Source organism: Verrucomicrobiota bacterium (assembly GCA_039192515.1).
In the GTDB taxonomy this organism is placed as follows: Bacteria; Verrucomicrobiota; Verrucomicrobiia; order Methylacidiphilales; family JBCCWR01; genus JBCCWR01.
In genome coordinates this window covers 18,380-43,901 of record JBCCXA010000007.1, presented here as the reverse complement: position 1 = coordinate 43,901, position 25,522 = coordinate 18,380, and the positions used below count along the sequence as shown (strand labels likewise).

Genomic DNA, 25,522 nt, shown 5'->3' with positions numbered 1-25,522 from the left:
GGATCGCTTACAATGAAATTTCTATTATCAGCATGTATAGCTGTAATAATGGCTTCCACAGGGATAGCCGGAGAAGGATGGCTCACTGATTATGAGAAGGCGCTTGCGCAAGCTAAAAACGAAGATAAGAAGCTTCTGATGGATTTCACCGGATCTGACTGGTGTGGATGGTGCATCAGGCTGGATAAAGAAGTATTTTCAAAAGATGAATTCAAAAAGTATGCCGCAGAAAATTTGGTTTTACTAGAAGTCGACTTCCCTAATAAAAAGAAGCAATCTGCCGAGCAAAAGAAGGCGAATGACGCTTTAGCCAAAAAATATGGCATCCGTGGTTTCCCTACCATTATTGTTCTCGACGGCAAAGAAAAGAAACTGGGGCAGTTAGGCTATATGGAAGGCGGGCCCAAGGCCTTCATTAATGCACTCAAGAAACTGTAGGAGAGCCTTAGGAAATAAGCTCTGCCTTGGCCCTTAGATCCTTTAAGTGAGGCTCGATTGAGAGTTTGACGCCCGTTGCCTTTTCCATAAGTTCGGGTGCTAGAAGTCTTTTACCAGACTGATGGATATTTTCTTGCAGCCACTTGAGAAGGGCCCGGTAATTGCCGCCTTGTACTTCGGTCAAAATATTCGGATTTTGATCCAGTGCTTTGTGATAGAGCTGTGCCGCATTTAAGTTGCCTAGTGAGTAGGTTGGGAAGTAGCCAAAACTACCCAATGACCAGTGAATGTCTTGTAGGCAACCCTCTGAATCATCCGGCACATCTAAGCCAAATAGCTCATTAAATCTTTCATTCCAAAAAGCAGGTATATCCTCTACCTTCAACCTTCCTTCCATTACCTCTAGTTCAATTTTAAAACGTAGCAAAATATGCAAATCATAGGTCACATCATCAGCTTCCACTCGAATAAACGAGGGCTGAACACGATTTACTGCTGCTGTAATCTGACTTGCCGAGAGTTTAGCTAAGCCCGGAAAATATTCACAAGCAATAGGATGCCAGTATTCCCAAAATTCTTTGGCACGACCTACCTTGTTTTCCCAAAGCCGAGATTGAGATTCATGGATTCCCAGAGACACAGCATCCCCGCAAGGCGTTCCAAAATCCTCCTCAGGTAAACCTTGCTCATACAACCCATGCCCAGCTTCATGCAAAACACCATATAGCGATTGCGTAAAATCTTTAATATTGTACCGCGTAGTCAAGCGACAATCCCTTGGCCCCAATTCTGTGCAAAAGGGATGAGTGGTTTGATCAATTCTGCCTTGCTCGAAATCAAAACCAAATGCCTCTGCTACTCGCCTGTTAAATGCTTGCTGTTTTTCTACTGGGTAATCTCCATAAAGCAAATCCTCTGGAATCTTTTGGCTTTTCTCTGTCAGCTCTTTAACTATTTCCGACTGCCTGGGACCAAGCTCAGCAAATAGTTTCTGTAATTCGGAGGAACGTGCACCTGCCTCATACTCCTCTAGAAGCGCATCATAGGGAGAATCCTCATAGCCCCAGTGCTCCGCACACTGGAGATTAAGTTGAACAATTTTTTGGAGCGTGTCCTTAAACTCAGAAAATTTCTTGTTCTTGCGTGCTTGCACCCAGACCGAACGCCCCAGAGCAGTCGTTTTGCTGATATCCTCTACAAGAACTGACGGCAACTTAGTCGCCCGATCATATGATCTACGCCATTCTCGAACATTAACTGCTTCTTTACCTTCCGTTTCAAAATCATGATCCTCACAGTCTTTTAACCAACCATCAACTTCTGCCGCTGTGAATAGCCTATGCGATTGGCCGGATAAAAAAGCCAGTTGCTCGGAGCGATACTGGACTGCCTGCTCTGGCATGTAGGTTTCTTGATCCCAGCTCAGAAGACTAGAAGTGGAGTTAAGCAGAGCGACTCGCCTGGTTCGCTCTAAGAGGTTTTGGTAAGACTCATTAGCACCCATATTCACCACCATATAAACTTATCCATAGAATTCAAGCTGCGGACTAGACCGCTAGATAGAATCTTACTTGTGATCTCTTGGCAAGGGTTATAACCTAATGCTCAGTTTACATGATTTTGCCTTCAGATGAATAATTCCCCAACAAATGCGTAGGTTGTGAAAAAACCATTCCCTTATTTAAATACCCGTAACGTCGCCCGCTTATTTTCAAGAGAAAAACAAAGCTTAATTAACGAAGAAGACTCCATCGAAGTGCCTGCACCGACAGCAGGTTCTGCCCATCATTTACCTTTCACTCTTAACGACTTTAGTAAGGAGCTTTTTAAACAAATTGGTTCCCTTATGATGGACTCCCTAAAAGCGCCTTGCGTTTTTGTATGCACGCATGAAGCAGAAATCGTTTGGGAAGACTCCCAAAGACCCTTCAAGCTCTCCTCGATTCACGATGACATCACCAGGCAATTAACTGAGTCAAAGGATGATGACATTGCCTCGTTTTCAAAACTAGTCCCTTACCCCAAAGGTGTCAAAACAGACCCCGCAGATGGAATCGTCCGCTTTGGCGCGATCATGCCGCTAAGAGCTTCAGACGAAGTTATAGGAGCACTGTGCTTTGTTGATGATAATGAAAGGCGCATGACGCCCTCTTTAAACAAACGTTTTAAGAATGCTGGCACACTTTTGATTAATTACCTATCGCTGAAAGCATCAGAAGAACGAACCTTAAAGGAGGAAGCTGCTATCCGCTCTGTTCAGGAAATTTTTTTCAAGCGATCAGGCACTGCCTTCTTGGGCCTATTAACCAAAAAAATAGCCGAAGTACTAGAAGTCGAATGGGTTTTTGTCACAGAACAATTGCCAGCCAAAAGGGAGATCACCAAGACACTTGCTGTGACTTGCCAGGGGGCAAGCGTTGAAAATTTCAACTATTCACTACAGGGCTCCCCTTTGGAGGGAATCGCTACCAATAAGTTTGTTGCAGGAATCCAAGCGGCCTCAGAGAAATACTCTGAAGATTCTTTTCTAAAGAAAAATAAAATTTCTGGTTTTGCAGGTATCTCATTAATCAATGCGGAAGGAAAAGTTTGCGGATATCTAGTCGCAGCCGATACAAAGCCTCTCAAAAATATTGCCATTATTCGCGGCGTCTTCAAAGCTCTCAGTGGCAGAGTTGCTGCTGAAGTGGCCTTTTTCTCTGGCAAGAAAAAGGCTGAAGCTGAGTTAGCTAATTTACAGAGGCGTTTCGACGCTTTGTTCAATAATGGCACTATGGGCTGTTGTGCGACCTCCGCCAAAGGTTTCTTCAAGCGCATGAATAACGTCATGCTAGAGCGTTTAGGTTACCGCTGGGGGGAACTTCGCATGAAGCGTCACACAGACATCACCGACTCAAAAGATCACGAACAAGAGGCTAGACTGCGGAAAGAATGTCTAGACGGCAAACGGCAAGGCTTTGACCTAGAAAAGCGCTTTGTTTGCAAAGAAGGTTCTATATTCTGGGGCAAAATTCACGTCACGCTGCTCAATAGCGACAATCCAGATGAGATTCTATTCCTAGAAGTTCTAGAGGACTTCACTGAAGTGCGCCAAATTCGGCAAGACCTAAAAAGTATTTCTGAGGAAAAGGTCATTCATGAGTCTCGTTTCGAATCTATCAAGCACTCTGCACATTTGCCCATTGTTATACTAGATAACAAGGCAAAGATCATCGAGTGCAATCAAGTATTTGCTAAGATCATAGGCCTTGATGTCAAAGAAATTGAAAAGACTTCTTTTACTTCATTACTTGGCATCAAAGAAAGTAAAGATATCAAAGCCTTAGATGACTGCCTGAAAGGCCATACCACATCACAGGTTTTCAAACACAAAGTAGAAATAAAAACTGGCAAAGGTAAAACCACTACCCGAAAGCAAATAAATTTTTCTCTCACTAGCGTGCACAATGAGGAGGACAAACTGGATTCCATTCTAGTGACTGCCCAAGACATCACATCAGAGCTAGAAAAAGAACAAAGAGCCTCACTACTATCAACACGCTACGCAGCTGCCGTCGATCATTCACCCATCTCCCTCGCAACTCTTGATCAAGATTTCGAAACTATTCTCAGTTGCAACAATTCCCTTGAGACTCTACTAGGATGGAGCGAGCAAGAATTCACACACAAGAAAGTTAGCGATATTGTATCCGATGAGAATAAAGTTCATTGGACCACCACCATCGAGGAATTTCGCTCATCAGAGAGACACCACTGCCAGATCGAATGCAAGGTTAGTCAAAAGGACAAAGCCCCTCGACCAGTCCGTTTGAGCCTTACTGCGCTTCGCAAAAAAAATAAAATCATAGGTGGTATACTCACCTTTGAGGACAATCTAACTTTAGAGACTCTTGATATTCAACTATCTAGACAAGTCACTGCAAGCGATGAAGCTTTTCAAGCTTCACCAAACGGACAGTTCATTTTAAACCTCGAAGGAAAATTCCAAGCTGTAAACCCAGCCTTTGCCAACATGGTTCTTAGAACAACAGAGGAACTTAAGAAACTTGGCCTAACAGATGTATTGGCTGAAAGTGACTTTAAAAAAATTCAGACTTATCTTAAAGAAGTATCCAAAAGCAAAAAAGGTCGCCTGCAAAAAGAAATTTCTCTGCTGACCGCAGAGAATGAAAAGCGAACATGCAATCTCACCATACGAGCCATTCAGGATAAAGAAGGCGGGTTAATTCATATCTTGGGCATTGCTGAAGATCTAAGTCCAATTAAAGGTCTTCAAAGTGATTATAGAAACCTACAAGGACTTTACGAACTAGAGGCCAGCAAGCTCAATATCCTGCTCAAATCCGCTACAAGCGGACTTATTATCGCCAATAATCAAGGCATCATTATCCATTCAAATAACACCGCAGAGTCACTCTTAGGTCATGCACATCTTAGCGGCAAGAAACTCAATGATATCCTAAAAACTGAAAAGGCAAAGATTCAAGAACAAATCGGCCATTGCTTAGCTGGTAAGAGGCACCAATTTAAATGGGAACAAAGCAGCAAAGACCAAAAGTTTAAAGATAGCATCATTAGTATTCATCTATCCTTACTAGGTAAAGGCGATCAAAGTTTCTACATAGTGGAACTGCAAGATGTTTCAGATTTCAAGAAACAAGAAGCCGCTTTAAAAGCTAGCGACACACCTGTGCAATCGGCCTTAGAGCTTCACAACATGGGGCTACTTTTCATCTCTAAGGATGGCCTTATTGAACAGACAAACCAGTCCTTTGTTGAAATGCTCGCTATCACTAAAGAGGAGGTTTTAGGAAAGGCAATCGATCAAATACTTGTTGGAGAAAGCTTTTCTAAGCAATGGCAAGAGTATGTAAAAGAAAAAAAGGACAAACTCTGCACCAATCTTCATATAGAGGGATTAGACGGCAAAAAACTCTTTGTTGTTTTAACTCTAGAATGTATACGTGACCAACATCATGAAACCCAGTACTTCATACTCCTTGTTGATAATCGCACCGAAAGCTTTTTAGATAAGAACAGTTTAAAGAACAAATCTGAGCAGCTAGACAAACTCTTCAACCACCCAACGTTAACTGTAGCGCTCACCAATGACACAGGAAATTTCCTACGAGCTAACCACTCTTTTTTAAGCCTACTAGGCTACACATCCGAAGAACTGCGTTTCAAAACTTGGGATGACCTTATTCACCCTGGAGACAGCCCGATTCAGGAGGATGAGTGGAACAAGCTCAATAGTGGAGATCATCCATTTTATGAAATAGAAAAACGTTTTGAAGGAAAATCAGGCCAAACTATCTGGGGCCGGTTAAATCTAAGCCGTATCACCTTCAACAATCTTGAAGGCCCTACGTCTTTAACTGTTTCTATTCTAACGGACTTATCCAAAATCAGACAGTTAGAAAAATCCAACAAAAAGACAGAAGCCCATCTCAGTGCTGTTTTTGAACAAGAGGCAACGCCTGCGATGATTCTTAATGGGTCAAACCACATCCTAAAATCAAATCGTTTGGCTCAGAAACTCTTTTCTGATAATGCCTTAGAGCTCAGTGACCATTCTTTATTGGATTATATAAGTGAAAATGACCGTAAATCTTTAGACAAACTTCTCCTCGACTGCCACGAGAAAACCCGAGATGCTTTCCGCATTGAAGCTAGCTTCGTGATCCATGAACAGCTGATACCCGTCCAACTTACTGGTTCCTTGATCAAACAAGAGGGGCTATCTGACTGGTCAGTAGTATTGATGATTGAGGACCTTTCTCAAATTAAGCAGCTCCAAGCTGAGCTAGAGACTGAGCACGAAGACAAGCAGAGCCTAGGCGAAGAACTGCAAGACAGGAAAACAACTATTATCTCTCTCGAGTCCAGCTTAGAGGACCACAGAAAGCAACTTGAAGAAACCCAGTCTCAGATCAAAGAACTAGAAAAGCAGCTAGCTGAAGAAAATAACTCTCACAGCGAAACTACCTCCAAGCTCCAGGAAACACGCCATGAGCTAGAGGAAATGAAAAGCAGCTTGTCAGAAACAACCGAAACGCTTAATGAAACAATCACTTCCCTCGAAAAATCTGAAAATTATTTATCAGAAAAAGAAGAATCTCTTAAGCAAGCCAAAGAAAACATCTCACAATTAGAGCAAGACCTCACTGATATAAACAACACACTAGACGAAACTAAAATTGAATTGGATGCTAAACATGTTGCTTTAGATAGCGCAAACCAAGATCTAAAAAAGAGCGAAGCTTCATTAGAAACGGAACGCACTATCGCCAAGGATTTAGAAAGACAGATCCAAGAACTAAATACTACAATAGAAAGCTCGCAGGAGGAACAAAGCCAATTGCATCAAGAATTAGCTTCTACTAATGAAAGGACCAGGGAACTAGAGAACCGTTTATCCCAAAAGACTGACACCATAGAATCCCACGAAGTCTCACTCAACCAATCAACCGCAGAATTAGATAAAACAAAACTTCGCATTGCTGAACTCGAAAATGCTTTGGAAAAATCAAACGCTCAAATCAGGGAACACGAGTCTGAATTAGAAGCGGCCAATACAAATAATATAGATCTAGAGAATAGGCTCTCTGATAGAAAAGAAACTTTAGAGTCCCAAAAATCAGCACTAACTAATCTAATAGAGCAGTGGCCCGTGCCTATCTTCATCCTTGACGAGGAAGGACAAGCATCCCATGTCAACCGTAAAGCTCTAGAATGGACAGGGTACGATAACGCAGAGGAAATCCACATGAATGCCCTTTTCATTGCTGAAGAGGGAGTAGACGAAAAGGAGCTCAGAACCAAATGCTGGCACGATGAGCTAGAACAATATCAAGCCGATGGAGCATTGGTTAAGAAAAATACTCAAGCCACATGGGCAAGAGTGCACGGCTTCAAGTCCAGCATATTAGACGACTCTAAGATAATCTGTTTGATGGAAGATTTATCTAAGTTGAATGAGGCAAAGACCATAGCTGACGATGCCGAGACCCGATTCATTGGACTAGCCTCCTCCAGTATCATGGGAGTGGCTTTGACTAATGCTGAAGATGAGATTGTTTTCGCAAACCAGACCTTTGCGCATTGGCTAGGCAAAAGTAGAGACTCATTGTTGCAACGAAAACTCAATCAATTTCACAGCAAAGGCTTTATACCAACCAATATGGATCAAGCCTCCGATTTACTGTCTGGCAAACTAAACCAATATGTTACTGAAATCCATTGGGAGTCTCCTGTAACCAGTGCATTGAAAACACGTTGTTCCATTAATGCAGTTCGCAGTGGGGATGGAAGCATCTGGTGCAAGTTTTACGTTTTCGAGCAGATACAAGAATCTCAAACAACTACAGAAACAGAAAATTTTTCAACATTGCTGGATTTGCAAGTGGCCGAAACCCGACTTAGCACACTGTTTGGCTCAGTGGACTATCCGTCAGCTATGCTAGACAACCAGGGTAGATTCATGGAAGCAAACTCTGCTTTGAGTACACTATTTCAATTCCAATCTGAAGAGGACTGGAAAGGGAGAAAATTTTCTGAACTAGCTGTGGAAGGAGCAAAAAGCGCCATAGATTCACTCCAGCAAAAATTAGAGTCGAAATTACGGACTGAAGTCCAAATAGAGGATAAGTTTATTAATCAAGAAAACCAAACCTTCTCCGCTGTTTTAAAAATGAATGGCGTCTACACAGCGGATGCTAAGTTAGAATGTATCTTTGTGTTTTTGGAAAAAAGAAGTCCTAACATATCGCCTCTGCTTGAAGGAGTCACCTTGGATGAGGCCAACACACCACCTCCTCCATTACCAAGCCAAGGTGTACAACCGCCACCCTCACCAGAGTCTGAAAGTAAAAAGAATCTAAAATTGCCTTTGGACGTTGCTAAAAACCTACCCCTTAAGAGCTTTACGGGAGCATCCTCTATCACTCCTTTCAAACTCCCTAGCAAGAAAAGCAAATCTTCTGAAGCAGATAAAGAAGCCCTCAAACAAGAAACTCCTCTAGCAGAAGATACGCCTGTTAATACTCCTCAGAAAACTGAATTTCCCGCTGCAAAGAGCCAAATCGTTAATAACAACAAGGCCAACCCCAACTCTGAAGCATTTTTAACCGCTGACCACAACGGAAGAATATCCTTGATGAATCTCCAAGCCTCGGACCTTCTTGGATGCGATTACCAGGACTGCATAGGCAAAGAGCTCAGTGAGGTTTATCATGTATTAAACCAAAAGCAGATACACCTAGAAGGCGCCGCATCGAGTCATATACTACTGGAAACCTCTATTCGCCACACCTCAGGAGGAAAAATTGACCTAATCCAAAGCACTCAACCTCTCATGGATATTAGCGGAGAATTGAAAGGTACGGCCATTATCTTCAGGGATACCGAGAGCTTGAACCAGTTAGAAGAAGAACTGACTGATAAAGGACAGATCAAAAACTCATCTGAGCTCAATACGTATATAGCTAATATTTTTAACAAGAAGCTTATTGCCTTAAGTTCTACTGCTATGGAAGAACTCCCCGAATTGCAAAAGGAACTTAGTCTCACCGATAGAGATAATTTGGCACAAAAAAATCTCTCATTAATCAATAAAATTGAAGAGCGACTTTACCTCATTGATTAATGCAAGGCTAGGATGATATGACACATTATCCTGAGGCACTCGACTCTTGGTGGTTGGAACAAGCATCTAGCTATTATTTCTCCTCCAGCACTCACACCACGATCAAGCGATTAGCGTCTGCTGCTGAAGTTTTAAGCGATGTCTTCACCTCGGACAGAGACGAAGATTTTTCAGGTTATGCCATGGACACTGAAGCAGTGCTCGCTTACGGCTGCTACTTTTTTCCTCAGACTTTTGCTCGCATAAACTATGTTATCAATGAGTTAATTAAATTTCGCCACTGGAACCCAAATAGTCCAGAACCCCTTAGAATTTTGGATTTAGGCTGTGGCTTAGGCGCTGCATCCTTTGCATTAGCTTATCGTTTGAGCCGTCATTTTACGACCGGAGTGCTAATAGATGCTGTTGACCAGTCTCGAGTCCAATTAGACTTATTAAAGAAATGTGCCACAGCACATAGAACTCTATGGCCTCAGACAAGATGGATTACTCACATGGGAGACGCTAGAAACATCCTAGAATCACACAAGTTTCCTTCACAGAACCTTTGGGATATTATTATAGCCAGCTTCTCTCTGGGAGAATTTTTTTACAAAGCACCACATGAAAAAGCTACGAGTTGGCTAGATACAATATTATCGCACTTAAAAAAAGAGGGTATTTGCCTTTTAATAGAGCCCGCGCTTTCCGAAACGGCTATTCGGCTTGAAAAACTCCACGACTACTTAATAAACAGGGATTTCAAAATCTGGGGCCCCTGTTTACATCAATCAGCTTGTCCCATGCTCTCAAAATACGGAGAGAAACATTGGTGCCACGAAGTCCACTTGTGGCAACCTCCACAAACCCTTTTGGATATTAACAAAAATCTAGATAAGCCTCGTATTGTTAAAGAATTGAAATTTAGCTATTTAGCATTTGGCCATGAAGCAAGCCCATTACCTGAAGGGGATCTAGGCCGCATGGTCTCACCTGTTGTTGAGACAGCAGGTAAGTTACAAATGAGCATTTGCTCTTCCAACGGATTACTAGAACATCATGATTTGCTTACCAGAGGCTTCAAGGCTAAGGACAAAAAGAGAGTCAAAAAACTCTCACGCGGTGATCTATTATCCATTCATGCTAAAGAGCCATTAAAGGGAGAAAATTCCTTCCGCATCAAAAACAAGGACTCATACAAAACCATCTATCAACATGATCATTGAAGTTATCAACACAGGCACAGAGCTATTGCTGGGTCAAGTCCTCAACACGCATTTGCGATATTTCTCCGAGCAACTTGCCTTGAAGGGCCTACAGGTAAGCCGACAAGCTACGGTGCCCGACGGCTCAATTATTGAGTTGGCTCTCTTAGAATCCCTGGCACGGGCAGACCTAATCCTGATAACTGGCGGATTAGGACCAACTACTGATGACCTCACTCGTCAAGCTATCGCTAAAGTGACGAAAAAAAAACTAACCCTCGATACCGACACCTTGGAAACCATTAAAGTATTTTTCAAGAAGCGAGACTACGAGATGCCCGAAAGTAATACGATCCAAGCGATGATTCCCGAGGGTGCCGATATTCTTAAGAATAACCACGGAACGGCTCCAGGCCTAAGACTGCAACATAAAAACAAATGGATTATCTGCCTGCCTGGCCCACCTAGAGAATTGTATCCTATGTTTTCTGAGCAAATAATGCCATGGTTTGATTCCTTACTACCTCATAAAAATACCATACAAACAAATATACTCAGACTAACTGGTTTAGGAGAATCTCTTGCTCAGGACATGATCATGGACAGCCTAAATATACCTCATGATGTTGATATAGGTTATTGCGCTAGACTGGGAGAACTGGATATTCGCCTAGTTAGTGCAAGCTCTGAAAGCCTGAGTAAAGTTGTTACAGCAGTCACCAACCTCTTTAATGAATTCATTTATGCGAATGAGATCATCAAAATAGAGGAAGCTGTCGTCAGACTTGCTAGAGGTCTAAACAAGAAAATAACTACCGCTGAATCCTGCACTGGGGGACTCGTAGCGCATCGACTCACCAATATCCCAGGATCCTCTGAGGTTTTTTGTGGGGGCTGGGTCACTTACTCAAACACCAGCAAATCCTCCGAATTGAACGTTCCACAAGAACTTATTGATGAGCATGGAGCAGTAAGTGAAAACGTAGCTAAGGCAATGGCAATCGGCGCTTTACAAAAATCTAAAGCCGATCTCAGCATCGCTTTAACTGGCATTGCAGGTCCTGGAGGTGGTACTTCTGATAAACCGGTAGGACTCGTCTATATCGCCTGCGCATCTAGCCATGGTGACAAGCCAAAGATAACAGTTTTAGAAAAGCGACTTGTACAGAATCGAGAAAGCTTTAAAGTAATGGCATCGCAAATTGCACTGGATCTACTGCGAAGGGATTTACAAACTTTAGTAACACATCAACAAGCAAATAAATAGCTAGAATGGAGAATGGACATGGCGGTAAAAACATTAGACGAGCCCAAAGCAAAAGAAATAAAGGCGACCAAAAAACCACTTGAGAAAAAAGTCGATAAAGAAAAAGAGGCTGAACGCAAAAATCTCGATCTAGCATTACAAGCTATCCAAAAACAGTATGGAGAAAACTCCATCATGCGCCTTGGTGATGAAAATGCCAAAATGGATATCAATGTTATCCCTACTGGCGCTATAGTCATAGACCGAGCACTCGGTGTCGGCGGCCTCCCCAGAGGACGTGTAGTAGAAGTGTATGGGCCAGAATCCTCTGGTAAGACAACCCTCACTTTAACAGCGATTGCCAATGCGCAAAAGGCTGGCGGCACTGCAGCGTTTATTGATGTTGAGCACGCACTTGACCCTAAGTATGCGCGCAAGCTTGGTGTAAACATGGAAGAACTACTCGTTTCACAACCTAGCTCTGGTGAAGAGGCTTTGGGCATTGCGGAAACCCTTATCAGATCCAATGCCCTTGATGTCGTGGTCCTAGATTCCGTTGCTGCACTAGTTACCAAAAATGAGCTGGAGGGACAAATTGGTGATACCGTGGTAGGTGCCCAAGCCCGTTTGATGAGCCAAGCAATGAGAAAACTCACTGCGCTTATCAGCAAAGCCAAAACCATCGCCATTTTCACAAACCAAATCCGCGAAAAGATAGGTGTCATGTTCGGTAATCCTGAAACCACCCCTGGCGGAAGGGCTCTGAAATTCTACTCTAGTGTGCGAATTGACATCAGGCGCATTGGTCAAATCAAGGCGACTGACGGAACCGTTCTCGGTAATCGCACAAAAATTAAAGTGGTTAAGAACAAAGTAGCACCGCCATTTACAGAGGCCGAATTTGATATCATGTACAATGAAGGTATTTCCAGGACCGGCTCGTTACTGGACCTTGCCATAGCGCAAGGAATCGTTGAAAAACGTGGTGCCTGGATCTCCTACAAAGGCAACCAAGTTGCTCAAGGAAGAGACGCTGCCAAGGAAGAGCTTAAGAATAAGCCTGAGCTATACAATGAAATCGAAGTAGAAGTGCTAGCCAAGCTTGCTGAAGTAGATAGCTAAAATCCAAGACGAGCTCGACAACCCTCCTCTTTGAGAGCTTAAAGCTGGGTGATGTCATAGAAGTTGAACAAGAGGCCTAAGGGCTTGAGCCAGAAGAAAGGAGAGCTCGACAAGGCCTAGCAACAAGTGATCTCCCATTAAGTTCTAGTCACTCTCCCTGCCCTTTGCTGTAGCAGAGAGGAATTTTCTATCTGTATCCGCCGCTGTGCTCACAATCCATTTCGTCACATCACTCGCTAAGCGTGACTTTTCTTCGGTCGCGTTTTCAACATAGGTTTTAAGATCTGTCGATGTCTGAGTCTGGATGCTAACTGTCATTCCGAAAAATGATTTCGCGCCTAATTTATTGCGTAGGGGAAATATCTGACGAATTACTTTCTTGAAACTCTCAATAGCTTCTTTTGCCTGATAGCTCTCTGTGAGAGCCTAGCTTTGGCAAATCAAGTCCCCTTAGATCTTGATCTATTCCTATTGATCCACAAATTTTTTCATCGACACCATGCCTCCAAACGGAGGCATAGACCTATTACTGGACTCAATAGATAGCTTAACCATGATGGTCTCAATCTATTGCTACATTCAGATCACTCCCTGTCTTCTAGACCCCCCGGATTCGAGAATTTTACCACGTATTGTTTTCGTGATTTCCTGGCCTCAGAGATGCTTAAAATAGAGCTGACTTAAGACCATTCCTTCTAAAGTCTACGATATCTATTACGATAAAATATAGTAGATTTACTATATTTGGGGCTTTATTGTTTATAGTAGATATGCTATATTGATTTAATGGATGGTGAAAAACCTATTGATTGGATTGGCAGTTCTCTTGAAGACCTAAAGGGTTTTCCCATCGCTGTGAAGCAATTTTTTGGCTTCCGGCTTCATGAGGTGCGACATGGTGTGACACCCTATGATGCCAAGCCGTTAAAAGGAAAAGAATTTAAAGGTGTTTATGAATTAAGAGATAACCATGACGGCAATACCTATCGCGCTGTTTATATTGCCAAGCTGAAGGGCAAGATTTATGTGCTCCACTGCTTTCAGAAAAAATCGAAAAGCGGGATAGCAACACCGAAACAGGATATGGATTTAATTAAAACAAGGCTCAAGATCGCTCTTGAGGATCAGAAGAAGGAAAACAGAAAATGAAAAATGCATCTAAAGGAAGTATTACAAGAGGTTCTGGAAATGTTTTTCAGGATTTAGGTTTTGAAAACTCATCTGAATATAAGGCCAAAGCTGATCTTGCTTTTCAGGTCATCAGAACCATTGAAAGACGTAAGCTCACTCAGAAAAAAGCTGCTGATTTGATTGGAGCAACGCAACCTGATATCTCCAAATTGAAAAAGGGAAATCTAACAGGCTTTACGATGGATCGGCTGTTTTCTTTCCTGCTCAAGCTCGACCGTAATATTCAAATTCAAGTGCTTAAGCCTAGAAGCAAGGCCAAACAAGGTGTCTTGGAGCTTGTAGGAGCTTGATACAAATTATCTGGGAATATGGCTTCACCAAGCAGTAAAGAAAAAATTAGAAAGAGTCGTGATGGGGCAGTGACACTGGAAATAGACCTCGAAGAGGGCGATGAATTTGTCAGTTTTATAGGTAGAGAAAACGGTTTATATTACATCACCAGGAACAAGATTTTACGGTATAGATCACCAGACGATATAGATCCCAATCTTGAACATGAAAATGTCCCCTGGACACAAAACCTTATTCTTCCACACGGTGCATCTGATCCAATCGTAGCAAGGACTATTATTCAGACTGAAAACCTCGTTCAGAATTTTTTCATTAAAGGAACCAAGAAGCATGCAGAGATATCAGATATTAGCTGGGAGGTTATGAACTCGCTTGTGTCTTTGCGGTTTATCAAGCAAAGATTAAAGCAGCAGGTAGAAAATCATGTTCGCACCATAGAGGAAAATTTGGAGGAATACACAAGGCCTGATAAACCGAAAACCCTGCCTATAATCGATCACTTTAATATCGAATTTAGATCTTTTGTAAATGAGGTGAAGAGAGGTCTGCAAACAATTTCAAAATTATTTTTGCCTTTAACAAATAAAGACGACTTCAAGAACGCAAAATTTCATAAAGCGCAATTATGGGCTGAGAAAGAAAAAGGAAAGGACAGTTTGTTAGCTCAAATGTTAGCTGGTGATCAGGTTTGGGTAAAAACATGGATCGACATACGAAATACTCTGGAACATCCCAAAAAAGATGAATTTGTGGAAACACTTGATTTTTCATTAGAGCCTGATGGTACAATAAGACTTCCTACATGGAGGTTTGTACATCCTGACTATGACATGGGTAGACCTCAGAATTTATTAGATGTGATGAACACGTGCATTGATAATTTGCTGAAGTTTTATGAGGATTTATTGATTGCACTTTTGGATGGTCATCTTCCATCGCATATCAAAGTTTTCTTTGAAGTTATACCTGAAGAAAACAGAGACCCTAAATTGCCACTCCGATATCATTTCTCTTCAGGCGTTTTGAATAATAAGGGTAAAGCTTGATTAAAACTTCAAATCTTCTGAAAACTTAAGTTCTTATACGCTATCAACTCCATGCTTCTCTATTAAGCGTAAGTTTGAATGCCTCTTGGCACTGCTTTTTTAATTTCGGAAAGACTTCAAGCTCAGAAAAAACTTGGAAGCTATGTGATTGGAGCACTCTAGAAGAGGTTGCAAAACATAAAAAATCTGGGAATAAGATCGAGATATTTTATTTTTTAGCTCAAGGTTGGGTGGATAGAGTGCTAACGGATAAATTGGGGGCAGGTAATATAGAAAAGGTTATTCGGTTGTCATTCCGAAAAATGATTTCACGCCTAATTTATTGCGTTGGAGAAGTATCCGATGAATTACTTTCTTGAAACTCTCAATAACTTCTTTTGCCTGATAGCCTCTGTGAGAGCCTAGCTTTGGCAAATCAAGTCCCTTTAGATCTTCATCTATTCCTATTGATCCACAAATTTTTTCAGCACCATGCCTCCAAACGGAGGCATAGACCTATGACTAGACTCAATAGATAGCTTAACCATGATGGTCTCAGTCTATTGCTACACTCAGATCACTCCCAGTCTTCTAGACACCCCAGGCTTCCAGAATTTACCTACCCAGGCTCCGTCAAATATATAGCTAGAGAAGCAAAACCAAGTTTGATATGAGAGCTGTCGCTAGGGAGCTGGATCAAGCTCGAGACCTATTTCATAAAAAGATTGGGGTGCTGAAAGATCAACCTCTACTGTTAGTTCTTCCACAGAATTACTAAGTTGTTGAACATTGGTCTGCAAGAAATCTGTGCCAGAGATTGCTTCCACAAATGATGCAAGATCGGAGGATATTCCTAGAGAAAAGTCTATATCGGTTGCTAATCGATTACGCTCATAGGTAAGGAGACCGGAATTCGAAGCCAATACGCTTAAAGAAATGGCATTGTCTGATGAGTCAGCCACCAAGGGATTAGATCCATAGGCATATTCCTCTAGATTCGTTTTATCATCGCCATCTGGGTTATCGGCAGGCGAGGTAAGACTAGCACCTGATGGAAAAGACTCGTTTACAAAAGTTGTATAAGATTGATGAGGGAAGGGAATTTCATTCAGCGGCCAGCCTATTTCTTTGAAAGCAGTAAGTGTTAGATCCAAGTCTGGACGGAGATTCAGAGGAAGTGCGGCTTCCATTAATAAATTAGGGAAAATGTTCGTGCTCCAATGCGAAATGCTCGAACCGGCCTGGAATGAACTTGGTGCATGCAAGCGGACTAGACTTTCATTGGTACCTATGCGATCCGGAGTTTCAGAGATCCTTACAAATAAATGAGATAAATTTGCTTTCAGGGTATTGCCATCATCCAAAGAAACAAAGGCGGACGGAATTGTTATTTCAGGGTCAATACCTAGCATCGTTCTTAATAAAGGATTGCTCACCGTATTAGCAACTATAACTGCTATGGCACCTGCATCTTGGGCGTTCTTCACTTTATCAAGAGATAAACATGTAGCCCAATCTATCAGAGCAATTCTACCCACCAATTCATTCGCATTCACAAAGGGTGCCTCACAGCCATCTGATAAAACTCCTACCCCATCATTAACTAAAACCACTTCTCCCTCTAGACCCCCAGGTGGAAATGGCGGCCCAAACTCCGCTAATCTTGTATCATAACTACCTGCAATATTGCTTGGCGTAAGAATTTTTAAAATGGGTTGCGATTTAATTATGGAACGACTACCCGCCTTAGAGAACTCGCCCGTCCAGACAAGGTTAGGATCGTTGGTTGCCGAAACACTTCGCTCCAGTGCGGTCATATCTACCCAGCTTTTATCAGTTTCAAGATCAAACATATTTCTGGCAAAAGCGTCAGGAGTGCCTTCTAGGAAATTAAACGTATCGTTATCCACCAGCGTCAGAAACCCCAAACCATGACCCAGCTCATGTAATAAAACATTAAATAAGTCAATCTGCAGACCGGGCTCATTATCAAGTCCGTAATAAAATCCTAGGCTGAGCAAGCAAGCTGGATCAGCATCCACATTTATATTTACATTGACTATTATGTCATTTTCGGAAGGGAACTGATCCGCACCTGACAGGGCATTAGCTAAAGATGAAACATACCATGTGTCATTGATTGGAGCGTTAGGGAAGTCCTTCTCTACTGCTACTGGGCCAGCACTCGCTAGTGCCCCGCTAATAGCCGTACAGGGCAGCGCTTCAAATTGAGCTTCCACTTCAATCTCAATATCACTTTGAAGAAAGAGCGCCCACCGATTAGCAGCTTCTTCTAATAAGTTTCTGCGTTGCTCCCCTAAGGTTATTCCATTATTACCTCCAATTGGAGAAACAGGAGTGGTGTCGTTAAACCCAAAACCAGGGGCGTCGAGGTAAGTAAAACTAAAGCTGGCGCCAAAGCATGAATGACCAATCAGGATCAAAGAAAAGCCAGTTATAGCAGCTTGCATGTATTTCTTTTTCATTTTCAAGTTAGGTTTAATTATTTATCTCCTGTGCTGGCAGAAGCACCCTTAACAAGAAACTCTCTAAGAGACCCATAATGCTCAAAGCATTCCACCACCACCTTCCCATCCGGCATAACTTTAGCAGCTGAAACAGATTGATAAGCCCCATTTAGCAAAAGTCCTTCCCCTCCATCCCGACGCTTGATAATTTTAGGATTACTAATATTTCTTTTCATCCGGCTTTTCATTTTTTCTACCTCCTCTAAGAACTTTGGGGATATTTCTCGCCGTTTACGACTATGATTGATTGACGTTGCTTTCTGTCGAGAGATGGCTCTGCCCATTTCACCAAAGACTAAATTCACTTCATTTGAACTAGATTTCTCTTGATCCTCAGAAACTTCAGAAGAGCGCATAGACTTTAACACAAAGCACAACAGGAAAACCGATAACAAGACCAAAATTCCAGCAAAAAATCTTTTTTTCATTATAACAATGGCTTCAACACATTATAACTAAAGCTTTACAATAACTTATTATTAACAAAGAACTAAGATAACCGCACTTCTTTTTTATATTTTTTGCTCTAAAGCATTAGATATTATTTATTATCTGCATAATAACATCTACGCTACTTTTAAAATATTAGTAATTAGTTATTTAATGCATTTAAGAATTTTGCCTACTCAGGCTCCGTCAAATATATAACTAGAGAAGTAAAACGAAGTTTAGAATGTGAGCAGCCACTAGGGAGTTGGATCAAGCTCGAGACCTATTTCATAGAAAGACTGGGGTGCTGAAAGATTAACCTCTACTGTTAGTTCTTCCACAGAATTACTAAGTTGTTGAACATGGGTCTGCAAGAAATCTGTGCCAGAGATTGCTTCCACAAATGATGCAAGATCGGAGGATATTCCTAGAGAAAAGTCTATATCCGTTGCTAATCGATTACGCTTATACGTAAGGAGACCGGAATTCGAAGCCAATACGCTTAAAGAAATGGCATTGTCTGATGAGTCAGCCACCAAGGGATTAGATCCATAAGTATATTCCTCTAGATTCGTTTTATCATCGCCATCTGGGTTATCGGCAGGCGAGGTAAGACTAGCACCTGACGGAAAAGACTCGTTTACAAAAGTTGTATAAGATTGGTGGGGGAAGGGAATTTCATTCAGCTGCCAGCCAATATCCTTGAATGCTGTGAGTGTTAGGTCTAGATCTTGGCGCAAATTTTGTGATATGGAAGGCTCCATTAGTAGATCAGGAAATGTATCCTCACTCCAATGTGAAAGCCTTGAGCCTAACTGGAAGGGGTTCGGGGCATATAGACGAACCAAAGTCTCGTTGGTTCCTATAAGGTCGGCGTCTTGTGTTAACTCAACAAGAAGATTCGGTAAACCTGTCTTAAGGGAATTGCCATCGCTTAAGGAAATTAAACGGAAGGAATGCTAATAGCAGGATCACTACCTGACATGGTAATCAACGCAGGCGAGCTAGTATTGTTAGCAATAAGCACAGCTATGGCACCGGCATCTTGAGCATTCTTCACCTTCTCCGTAAAGAAGCAACTTCCTCTATCAATTAAGGCAATTCTTCCAACTAGGTCATTTGCGTTTAGATAGGCAGGCTCGCAACCATCAGATGTTACTCCAACCCCGTCATCTACTAAAACGACCTCACCCACAAGTCCACCGGGCGGCAATGGTGGGCCAAACCCAGCCAAACCAGTGCTATAACTGCCCGCTATATCTAGCGGCTCAAGGACATTGACAACCGTATCAGATTTCAAAATAGCACGACTACCGGCTTTGGAGTACTCTCCTGTCCATACCAACTCCGGATCATTGGTCGATGAAGCTTGACGCTCAGCATTGGACATATCTGCCCAGTTCTTATCAGTTGTTAGATCAAACATATTTCTAGAAAAAGTATCCGGTGTATTATCTGGAAAGGAAAAGTCACCCGCATCGTTAACAAGAGATAAAAAGCCCAGCCCATGACCTAATTCATGTAACAAGACATTCAGCAAATCCACTTGTGAACCCGAATCATGATCAAACCCGTAGTAAAAGCCCGCACCTCCTAAGCAAACAGGGTCTGCATCAATATTATTGTTAACATTTACAGCTAGATCATTAGCGCTAGGAAAAATATCCGAGTTGGACAAGGCATTGGCTTGGGATGAAACATACCAAGTATTACTCTGAGGAGCATTGAGAAAGTCTCTATCAATAAAAATTGGGCCTGCACTGGCAAGCACTCCCGAAAAAGCAGTACAACTTTGAGACAAAAATCAAGCTTGGACTTTAATCTCTATATTACTATCCAGAAACACACCCCAAGTATTCCCAGCCTCTTCCAATAAGTTCCTGCGCTGCTCCCCCAAGGTTGTTCCATTATTACCTCCAATTGGAGAAACCGGAGTTGCGTCATTAAATCCAAAACCTGCAGCGTCAAGATAGGTAAAACTAAAGGTGGCACCGTAGGTGATAGAAGAGATAGTAACACCCGCAGCTAAGGCCAAAATCTTAGCACATTGAAGCTTATTTTTCATACTCTGGTTGATTCTGCTGTTTATTTTTTTGAGACACTGCGGGGTCATCCAGAAGAAATCTTTCTAATTTGTCGTAGTGCTCAAAGCAGCCAACTTTTATAGACCCATCAGGCATTCTTCTGGCCGCGGAAACAAATTGAAATGCGCCGTTAAGTGAGAGTCTCTTGCCCCCATCGGGGCGATCGATCAGTTGAAGATTCTTGATGGATCGCTCCATACTTACTTCCAATCGCTTCATATCTTCCAAAAATTCAGGTGGCACCTCACGGCGCTTTTAGCTGTGATGGACGAAATTGGAAAGACTCTGCTCGGAGATATCCGCAGCCCTACCAGATACCGAGCTAATTCGGCTACCTGTTGTTATCTTATTCATTTTTATAACTTGAACGGACCCCAAGGACTTCAGGAATAGCAGCGAAACAATAAGAACCAGGGTAATTCCCACTCCTACCAGCAATCTTTTTCTCATGACAGTGATATCTACCCTAAGGTTAAGAGGTCACCTCTTATTCACACCTTAATCCTTGCAGATTGAGTCAACTATTGCACTTAAATTGCGTCTGATTCCCTAGCGATAATTATCGCTAGTTTATTCTGGAGGCTATTTCTTGCCCCATCTGAGCCGTGCCTACCTTAGTCATCCCTTCGGTGAATATTTCTGCTGTTCTGAAACCGTCAGCAATCACTTGCTTAACCGCCTTCTGAATACTTTTTGCTGCCTCAACTTCATCGAGGCTATACTCTAGCAATAATGCCAAGCTAAGAATTTGTGCTATAGGATTCGCAATACCCTGTCCCGCAATGTCTGGAGCTGAGCCGCCACTCGGTTCATATAAGCCAAATGCACCATCGGCAAGAGAGGCACTGGGCAGCAGACCAAGCGATCCTGTAGCTGCTGCAATCTCATCGCTAATGATATCTCCAAACATATTTTCACAGAGCATCACATCAAACTGACCAGGATTTCTTAGCACCTGCATCGCTGCATTATCTACATAGATATAATCAAGCTCGACCTCAGAATAGTGCTTCGCCATTTCGGTTACGGTTTTTCTCCAAAGAATAGAACTTTCTAGAACATTCGCTTTATCTACTAGAGTTACCTTTTTCTGGCGGCTTTGCGCTGCCTTAAAAGCCATATGTGTCACACGCTCGATTTCCTGAGTCGTATAGACGAGTGTATCCACCGCCCTTTCCCCGCCATCGATTTGCTCAGTCATCTTTGGCTGGCCAAAATAGATACCACCAGTCAGTTCCCTGACAACTAAGACATCAAACCCATTGGGTATGAGCTTGGTCTTGATGGGGGAAGCTTCTACTAGCTCGGCATAGCAAACGGCTGGCCTCAAATTTGCATAAAGTCCAAAAATCTTTCTCAGCGGCAGCAGCGCAGCCCTCTCCGGCTGCTCAGATGGGGGTAGAGATTCCCATTTTGGACCGCCTACCGAGCCAAAAAGAATTCCGTCGCTATCTCGACAGATATTGACTGTCTCTTCTGGGAGAGCGGACCCCTTTTCGTCTATGGCAATCCCGCCAACCAACGCCTCTACTCTCTCACACTTAAACTGATATTTTTCTTCTACTACATCTAGAACCGCCAAGGCAGCCTTCATCACTTCTGGACCAATGCCGTCGCCACTAAGAATTGCAACTTTTTTCATAATAATTGATAATTTCTATAAACAAAAGATTCACTATGTCGAATACTATACTATTGCAATAGCTCTAGTTCTTGAAAAACGAATGAATCGAACAAATGTTTAAAAAATCTAGCTATTGTGCTCGGGATTATATCCCAAGGAGATTATATGGAAACGACGAAATTACAAACCAGAGTCATGAAAGGCATCATTGTCCTAAACAATGAAATATACGCGAGTGTATTAGAAAAGGAATTAAATAGGCAGCTCATGGGAATGCTATCTATATCCATCTATTCAGACCCCTGCTCATTAGTAGGGATGGATCTTCATGACTGTGATCTTATGATTATCGATTCGCATTATCCGAGTTTTGATGGGATACAGCTCATTAGCCTATTGAAAGCCAAAAACCCGCATGGGACCCTCGTCGTGAGTAGTTCTGCGCCTGATCCACTAGTAGAGTTTGAAGCCTCCCAAGCCGGGGCTGATCTATTTCTAGCTCAAGAGTTGGGAGAGGATACGGCAAGATTGACTGCTCAAGCTATTGTACAACAAATGACTCATGCGCTTGTTGACACTGCGCAATACGAGAAATTCCTCATAGAATCCAAGAAAAAACGCGAATACCCTATACCCACGCAAACACAACCAGGTTACTAGAGATCTAATCTTCGAGATTGCTACTGCAAAGCTAGTTGACGAGTTTATACTATGCCTAGGCAGACACCTATAGAAGAATCTGGAGGTGATTTGCCGCGCAAATTAGATGACAGACGCGCCATCTAAGATAGTCCTATGGCGCTTAAAAAGGGACGGCTTTGAACATACCTATGATTGGTATTAAAGCTCAATCATGTCATAGAAGTTGAATGAAATGCGTCATAGCTTCAGTCACAAGAAAAAGAGAGTCGACGAAGATGTATTTAAAAGGTGATAGCTTTAGAAGACTCTATGCTTCTTGAGGCTTTTTGGGCCATGAGCAGAATAGAAGCTGTACAAAAGCGTGCGGCGATCTAGGATTAACCCAATAAATATGCAACTCGCTTTTAAATTTCTAAATCCCATCAAGAGGGCTCCTAGTAGGCCTGAAGATAAATATCTAATAGATGGCGAGTGGCTACCAGTTACCTATAAAAAAAATGCCCGCGCCAGGAACTATCTTTTATATGTTCGGACCGAACGCTCTCTATCTGTCACCATTCCGCGAAGAGGAAATAAAAGCGAAGCAGCAGAGTTTATTGAAAGTAAAAACAACTGGATTAGAAGACAACTACGAAGACTAGAGGCCCAGCTGATCCCTCCAAAAATTTGGAAAGATGGAACCACTATTTTATTTCGTGGCCAGGAAGTAACACTTAGAACAGAACATGAGCCAGTTGGAACCGTCATCTATCTAGGAGGGGAAAAGATCTATCCTACCAATACTGCGCCCAACCTAAGACCTATCATTGAGAGTCATTTGCGGGAAATCGCCAGGAAAGAGCTCATTGTTCGCACCCATCAAATGGCTAAGCAACATGACCTCTCCGTAAAGCGCGTGACGGTTCGGAATCAAAGTTCGCGCTGGGGATCTTGCTCTGAACAAGGCTCTATTTCACTGAACTGGAGACTGATACAAGCTCCTCCAGATGTCCGCGATTATGTTATACTTCATGAACTCATGCATTTATTTGAGCTCAACCACTCGAATCGATTTTGGGCACTTGTCAGCGGAAGTTGTCCTAATTATAAAGAGCTAGAATCTTGGCTTCGTCTAAACGCTGCCAGATTAGGCCTATAAGACATGCTGCTCGCAATAGATGCTTCCACCTCGATTACATCATGGGCGACCCAAAGCAAAGACGGCACGATTACTGAATTTTTTTTGAAAGACCGTGCCTCAAGTGCCCTAGCAGCCAGCTTACAGAAGCATAGAGACCTACTGACAGAAGTTGAGGAAATCATCGTCGGAGTGGGACCAGGCTCCTTCAGTGGCATTCGAGTTGCAGTGGCAACCGCGCAAGGTCTAAGCACCGTTTGGAACGCTTCGATAAGAGGGGTCAGGAGCTCGAATGCTCTAGCCTGGAAAATGAAACATGTCTCCTATCTGGGAGTTTTCGCCGATGCTCGACGCCACCAATACTTTTTTACGCCCTATAAAGAAGGTGCCTTAATAGAGCCCACTCAGGTGCTCGATACCAAGCTTTTAGAAGATTACTTGAGTAAATGTTCGCTAGCCATTAGCGCAGAAAAAGACGCGAATATACCAGAAAGCGTTTCGCTGAGCGCAGGGGATCTAATTCGACACGATTGTAACTTTGGCCCCGAAAAAAAGTCACTTATCCTGGAGCCTATCCATCTAAGGCCTTCTATTACACTCAAGAAATGATTCAAATCCACACGGAGCAACTAGTCAGTTAGCGGTGAGAGTTGAGTCTCAAAAAGGTCATACCTCTAGGAAACTCCCTGTTTGTTGAGGCCAAGATCTTGCATAAATCCTTTAGTCTCTGTTGCATGATTCAGCTTTAAGAAAGTTCGCATTGCCTGTTGTGTTCTGAGAATCTTTTCTGTAAGTTGCAAACCAAGAAAGAAGTTACGTAGTCTATAATCGATATGATTTTAATAACAGGTGGAACTGGTTTTGTCGGACAAGAGGTAGTTAAGCAATTTGTTGATGCTGGACACTCTGTTCGGGTATTAGCTAGAGATGTTGAAAAGGCCCAAAGCATCCTCGGCAGCAAACAAGTTGAAGTGGTGCAAGGTGATATCCTTGAAACAACCACTTTAAAGAAAGCATTTCAAGACGTTCGTGCAGTTGTCCACCTTGTAGGAATTATTGCTGAAATCAGAGATTCTAGCTTCGAGAAGATACATGTTCAAGGCACCCGTAATGTGGTAACTGCCGCCAAGAAAGCCTCTGTCAGTCGCTTTTTACACGTCAGCGCCATAGGCACTAGAGAATATGCCGCATCAAACTATCACAAAAGTAAATGGCAGGCTGAAGAATTGATTCGTAAAAGTTCATTGCCTTGGACGATTTTTCGACCGTCCCTCATCTATGGCAAACATGATAGCTTCTCGAATTTATTTGCAAGCTTACTGGATTTTCCTTTCAACATTGCTGCCAAAGGAACCATGCCTTGTCTTGGCGACGGCACCAATCTATTCCAACCTGTAGCAGTTGAGGAGGTGGCTAGTAGTATTCTCAATGCACTCGCCAGCGAAAAAGCACACCTTAAAACCTATGATGTTGTTGGGCCTAGTTTAGAATTTCAAGAGATGCTATGCCAGATAGCCAAGGCTAAGGGAAAGAAGCCTGTCTTTCTAGATTGTGCACCTATTGCTCAACCATTCATCGGACTGCTCAACTTAATGGCAGGGAACTACCCGATTGTCATTCCTGTTGCTATGCCATTATGCCGTATCGGAGTCTTTATCTATCAAGCTTTAGGTTTGTCATTTTTACATCAAAAGCTTCTTGAATTGGAATTCCCCCTGCCCAAGCTCATCCCGAGTGAAGATCAGCTTACCATGCTTGAAGAAAGCCAGTTTGGTGACTCTCAACCTCTCCAAGAGGACCTCGGCATTACTACCAGGCCATTTGCCGAGGGCATTAAGGCCTACTTGTTTTAGTCTCCCGCTTTAATCACCTCCAAAAGCTGACCAAGCAACGTAAAGTCTTTAGACACTGCTTTCACCGCAAGCTTAGAGAATAAATACTCACAGAGGTGACA

Annotated in this window: 22 protein-coding genes; 12 read left to right on the top strand and 10 right to left on the bottom strand. The window is 42.6% G+C overall.

Going from position 1 to position 25,522, the window contains the following annotated elements:
• Window positions 1-12 precede the first annotated feature (12 nt).
• Window positions 13-438, top strand: coding sequence for a thioredoxin family protein (locus AAGA18_04810; GenBank protein MEM9444655.1), 426 nt, complete (start codon window positions 13-15; stop codon window positions 436-438).
• A 7-nt stretch (window positions 439-445) separates the two neighbouring features.
• Here the strand turns inward: AAGA18_04810 and AAGA18_04805 are convergent, their stop codons facing one another.
• The gene (locus tag AAGA18_04805; GenBank protein MEM9444654.1) at window positions 446-1,954 is read right to left on the bottom strand and encodes a carboxypeptidase M32; all 1,509 of its coding nucleotides are present in this window, start codon (window positions 1,952-1,954) and stop codon (window positions 446-448) included.
• Between the two features lie 144 nt (window positions 1,955-2,098).
• Here AAGA18_04805 and AAGA18_04800 point away from each other — a divergent pair, with 144 nt between their 5' ends.
• From AAGA18_04800 to recA, 4 genes are read left to right on the top strand one after another with little or no spacing between them, the layout of a single operon-like run.
• A complete protein-coding gene (locus AAGA18_04800) occupies window positions 2,099-9,085 on the top strand; it encodes a PAS domain S-box protein (GenBank protein MEM9444653.1) in 6,987 nt (2,328 codons plus the stop codon).
• 17 nt (window positions 9,086-9,102) lie between these two features.
• Window positions 9,103-10,290 carry a small ribosomal subunit Rsm22 family protein gene (locus AAGA18_04795; GenBank protein MEM9444652.1) on the top strand — a complete coding sequence of 396 codons (1,188 nt, stop codon included), beginning with the start codon at window positions 9,103-9,105 and terminating at the stop codon, window positions 10,288-10,290.
• Window positions 10,280-11,536, top strand: a complete 1,257-nt coding sequence (locus AAGA18_04790) for a competence/damage-inducible protein A (GenBank protein ID MEM9444651.1) — start codon at window positions 10,280-10,282, stop codon at window positions 11,534-11,536. The genes AAGA18_04795 and AAGA18_04790 overlap by 11 nt, the downstream gene beginning before the upstream one ends.
• Window positions 11,537-11,554: 18 nt before the next feature.
• Window positions 11,555-12,637: a recombinase RecA gene (gene recA / locus AAGA18_04785; protein ID MEM9444650.1), complete on the top strand. Its 1,083-nt coding sequence runs from the start codon at window positions 11,555-11,557 to the stop codon at window positions 12,635-12,637.
• A 144-nt stretch (window positions 12,638-12,781) separates the two neighbouring features.
• Here recA and AAGA18_04780 read toward each other — a convergent pair whose 3' ends face one another.
• Window positions 12,782-12,955 (bottom strand): hypothetical protein, encoded by a 174-nt coding sequence (locus AAGA18_04780; protein MEM9444649.1) that lies wholly within the window; start codon window positions 12,953-12,955, stop codon window positions 12,782-12,784.
• Window positions 12,956-13,423: 468 nt separating this feature from the next.
• Between AAGA18_04780 and AAGA18_04775 the strand changes: the two genes are divergently transcribed.
• From AAGA18_04775 to AAGA18_04765, 3 genes are read left to right on the top strand one after another with little or no spacing between them, the layout of a single operon-like run.
• Window positions 13,424-13,786 carry a type II toxin-antitoxin system RelE/ParE family toxin gene (locus tag AAGA18_04775; protein ID MEM9444648.1) on the top strand — a complete coding sequence of 121 codons (363 nt, stop codon included), beginning with the start codon at window positions 13,424-13,426 and terminating at the stop codon, window positions 13,784-13,786.
• Window positions 13,783-14,118 (top strand): helix-turn-helix transcriptional regulator, encoded by a 336-nt coding sequence (locus AAGA18_04770; GenBank protein ID MEM9444647.1) that lies wholly within the window; start codon window positions 13,783-13,785, stop codon window positions 14,116-14,118. The genes AAGA18_04775 and AAGA18_04770 overlap by 4 nt, the downstream gene beginning before the upstream one ends.
• Before the next feature lie 18 nt (window positions 14,119-14,136).
• Complete coding sequence (locus AAGA18_04765; GenBank protein ID MEM9444646.1) at window positions 14,137-15,165, top strand: hypothetical protein; 1,029 nt, start codon at window positions 14,137-14,139, stop codon at window positions 15,163-15,165.
• Window positions 15,166-15,827: 662 nt separating this feature from the next.
• On the opposite strand, the gene AAGA18_04760 is transcribed toward AAGA18_04765, so the two are convergent.
• The 8 genes from AAGA18_04760 to leuB all read right to left on the bottom strand — a co-directional run bounded on the left by AAGA18_04760 (window position 15,828) and on the right by leuB (window position 21,827).
• The gene (locus AAGA18_04760; GenBank protein ID MEM9444645.1) at window positions 15,828-17,630 is read right to left on the bottom strand and encodes a PA domain-containing protein; all 1,803 of its coding nucleotides are present in this window, start codon (window positions 17,628-17,630) and stop codon (window positions 15,828-15,830) included.
• A 17-nt stretch (window positions 17,631-17,647) separates the two neighbouring features.
• Window positions 17,648-18,100, bottom strand: a complete 453-nt coding sequence (locus AAGA18_04755; GenBank protein MEM9444644.1) for a hypothetical protein — start codon at window positions 18,098-18,100, stop codon at window positions 17,648-17,650.
• A 258-nt stretch (window positions 18,101-18,358) separates the two neighbouring features.
• Window positions 18,359-18,949: a hypothetical protein gene (locus AAGA18_04750; GenBank protein ID MEM9444643.1), complete on the bottom strand. Its 591-nt coding sequence runs from the start codon at window positions 18,947-18,949 to the stop codon at window positions 18,359-18,361.
• A gap of 95 nt (window positions 18,950-19,044) precedes the next feature.
• The gene (locus AAGA18_04745; GenBank protein ID MEM9444642.1) at window positions 19,045-19,902 is read right to left on the bottom strand and encodes a PA domain-containing protein; all 858 of its coding nucleotides are present in this window, start codon (window positions 19,900-19,902) and stop codon (window positions 19,045-19,047) included.
• A 3-nt stretch (window positions 19,903-19,905) separates the two neighbouring features.
• On the bottom strand, window positions 19,906-20,166 hold the full coding sequence (locus tag AAGA18_04740; protein MEM9444641.1) for a hypothetical protein: 261 nt from the start codon (window positions 20,164-20,166) through the stop codon (window positions 19,906-19,908).
• The gene (locus AAGA18_04735; GenBank protein ID MEM9444640.1) at window positions 20,156-20,404 is read right to left on the bottom strand and encodes a hypothetical protein; all 249 of its coding nucleotides are present in this window, start codon (window positions 20,402-20,404) and stop codon (window positions 20,156-20,158) included. Before AAGA18_04735 ends, AAGA18_04740 begins: the two co-directional genes overlap by 11 nt.
• 36 nt (window positions 20,405-20,440) lie before the next feature.
• The gene (locus tag AAGA18_04730; protein MEM9444639.1) at window positions 20,441-20,635 is read right to left on the bottom strand and encodes a hypothetical protein; all 195 of its coding nucleotides are present in this window, start codon (window positions 20,633-20,635) and stop codon (window positions 20,441-20,443) included.
• A gap of 115 nt (window positions 20,636-20,750) precedes the next feature.
• The gene (gene leuB, locus AAGA18_04725; protein ID MEM9444638.1) at window positions 20,751-21,827 is read right to left on the bottom strand and encodes a 3-isopropylmalate dehydrogenase; all 1,077 of its coding nucleotides are present in this window, start codon (window positions 21,825-21,827) and stop codon (window positions 20,751-20,753) included.
• Window positions 21,828-21,974: 147 nt separating this feature from the next.
• On the opposite strand from leuB, the gene AAGA18_04720 reads away from it, so the two are divergent.
• The 4 genes from AAGA18_04720 to AAGA18_04705 all read left to right on the top strand — a co-directional run bounded on the left by AAGA18_04720 (window position 21,975) and on the right by AAGA18_04705 (window position 25,421).
• The gene (locus AAGA18_04720; protein MEM9444637.1) at window positions 21,975-22,469 is read left to right on the top strand and encodes a hypothetical protein; all 495 of its coding nucleotides are present in this window, start codon (window positions 21,975-21,977) and stop codon (window positions 22,467-22,469) included.
• Window positions 22,470-22,842: 373 nt separating this feature from the next.
• Window positions 22,843-23,589 (top strand): SprT family zinc-dependent metalloprotease, encoded by a 747-nt coding sequence (locus AAGA18_04715; protein ID MEM9444636.1) that lies wholly within the window; start codon window positions 22,843-22,845, stop codon window positions 23,587-23,589.
• A 3-nt stretch (window positions 23,590-23,592) separates the two neighbouring features.
• Window positions 23,593-24,177, top strand: a complete 585-nt coding sequence (gene tsaB, locus AAGA18_04710; GenBank protein ID MEM9444635.1) for a tRNA (adenosine(37)-N6)-threonylcarbamoyltransferase complex dimerization subunit type 1 TsaB — start codon at window positions 23,593-23,595, stop codon at window positions 24,175-24,177.
• A 224-nt stretch (window positions 24,178-24,401) separates the two neighbouring features.
• Window positions 24,402-25,421, top strand: a complete 1,020-nt coding sequence (locus AAGA18_04705) for an NAD(P)H-binding protein (protein ID MEM9444634.1) — start codon at window positions 24,402-24,404, stop codon at window positions 25,419-25,421.
• Window positions 25,422-25,522: the final 101 nt, after the last annotated feature.

What these genes read in the sequence shown, in the direction of transcription:
- AAGA18_04810 (MEM9444655.1), top strand. Translation starts at nt 13, where the DNA reads ATGAAATTTCTATTATCAGCATGTATAGCTGTAATAATGGCTTCCACA.
- AAGA18_04805 (MEM9444654.1), bottom strand. Translation starts at nt 1,954, where the DNA reads ATGGTGGTGAATATGGGTGCTAATGAGTCTTACCAAAACCTCTTAGAG.
- AAGA18_04795 (MEM9444652.1), top strand. Translation starts at nt 9,103, where the DNA reads ATGACACATTATCCTGAGGCACTCGACTCTTGGTGGTTGGAACAAGCA.
- AAGA18_04790 (MEM9444651.1), top strand. Translation starts at nt 10,280, where the DNA reads ATGATCATTGAAGTTATCAACACAGGCACAGAGCTATTGCTGGGTCAA.
- recA (MEM9444650.1), top strand. Translation starts at nt 11,555, where the DNA reads ATGGCGGTAAAAACATTAGACGAGCCCAAAGCAAAAGAAATAAAGGCG.
- AAGA18_04780 (MEM9444649.1), bottom strand. Translation starts at nt 12,955, where the DNA reads ATGACAGTTAGCATCCAGACTCAGACATCGACAGATCTTAAAACCTAT.
- AAGA18_04775 (MEM9444648.1), top strand. Translation starts at nt 13,424, where the DNA reads ATGGATGGTGAAAAACCTATTGATTGGATTGGCAGTTCTCTTGAAGAC.
- AAGA18_04770 (MEM9444647.1), top strand. Translation starts at nt 13,783, where the DNA reads ATGAAAAATGCATCTAAAGGAAGTATTACAAGAGGTTCTGGAAATGTT.
- AAGA18_04765 (MEM9444646.1), top strand. Translation starts at nt 14,137, where the DNA reads ATGGCTTCACCAAGCAGTAAAGAAAAAATTAGAAAGAGTCGTGATGGG.
- AAGA18_04760 (MEM9444645.1), bottom strand. Translation starts at nt 17,630, where the DNA reads ATGAAAAAGAAATACATGCAAGCTGCTATAACTGGCTTTTCTTTGATC.
- AAGA18_04755 (MEM9444644.1), bottom strand. Translation starts at nt 18,100, where the DNA reads ATGAAAAAAAGATTTTTTGCTGGAATTTTGGTCTTGTTATCGGTTTTC.
- AAGA18_04740 (MEM9444641.1), bottom strand. Translation starts at nt 20,166, where the DNA reads ATGAAAAATAAGCTTCAATGTGCTAAGATTTTGGCCTTAGCTGCGGGT.
- AAGA18_04735 (MEM9444640.1), bottom strand. Translation starts at nt 20,404, where the DNA reads ATGAAGCGATTGGAAGTAAGTATGGAGCGATCCATCAAGAATCTTCAA.
- AAGA18_04730 (MEM9444639.1), bottom strand. Translation starts at nt 20,635, where the DNA reads ATGAGAAAAAGATTGCTGGTAGGAGTGGGAATTACCCTGGTTCTTATT.
- leuB (MEM9444638.1), bottom strand. Translation starts at nt 21,827, where the DNA reads ATGAAAAAAGTTGCAATTCTTAGTGGCGACGGCATTGGTCCAGAAGTG.
- AAGA18_04720 (MEM9444637.1), top strand. Translation starts at nt 21,975, where the DNA reads ATGGAAACGACGAAATTACAAACCAGAGTCATGAAAGGCATCATTGTC.
- AAGA18_04715 (MEM9444636.1), top strand. Translation starts at nt 22,843, where the DNA reads ATGCAACTCGCTTTTAAATTTCTAAATCCCATCAAGAGGGCTCCTAGT.
- tsaB (MEM9444635.1), top strand. Translation starts at nt 23,593, where the DNA reads ATGCTGCTCGCAATAGATGCTTCCACCTCGATTACATCATGGGCGACC.
- AAGA18_04705 (MEM9444634.1), top strand. Translation starts at nt 24,402, where the DNA reads ATGATTTTAATAACAGGTGGAACTGGTTTTGTCGGACAAGAGGTAGTT.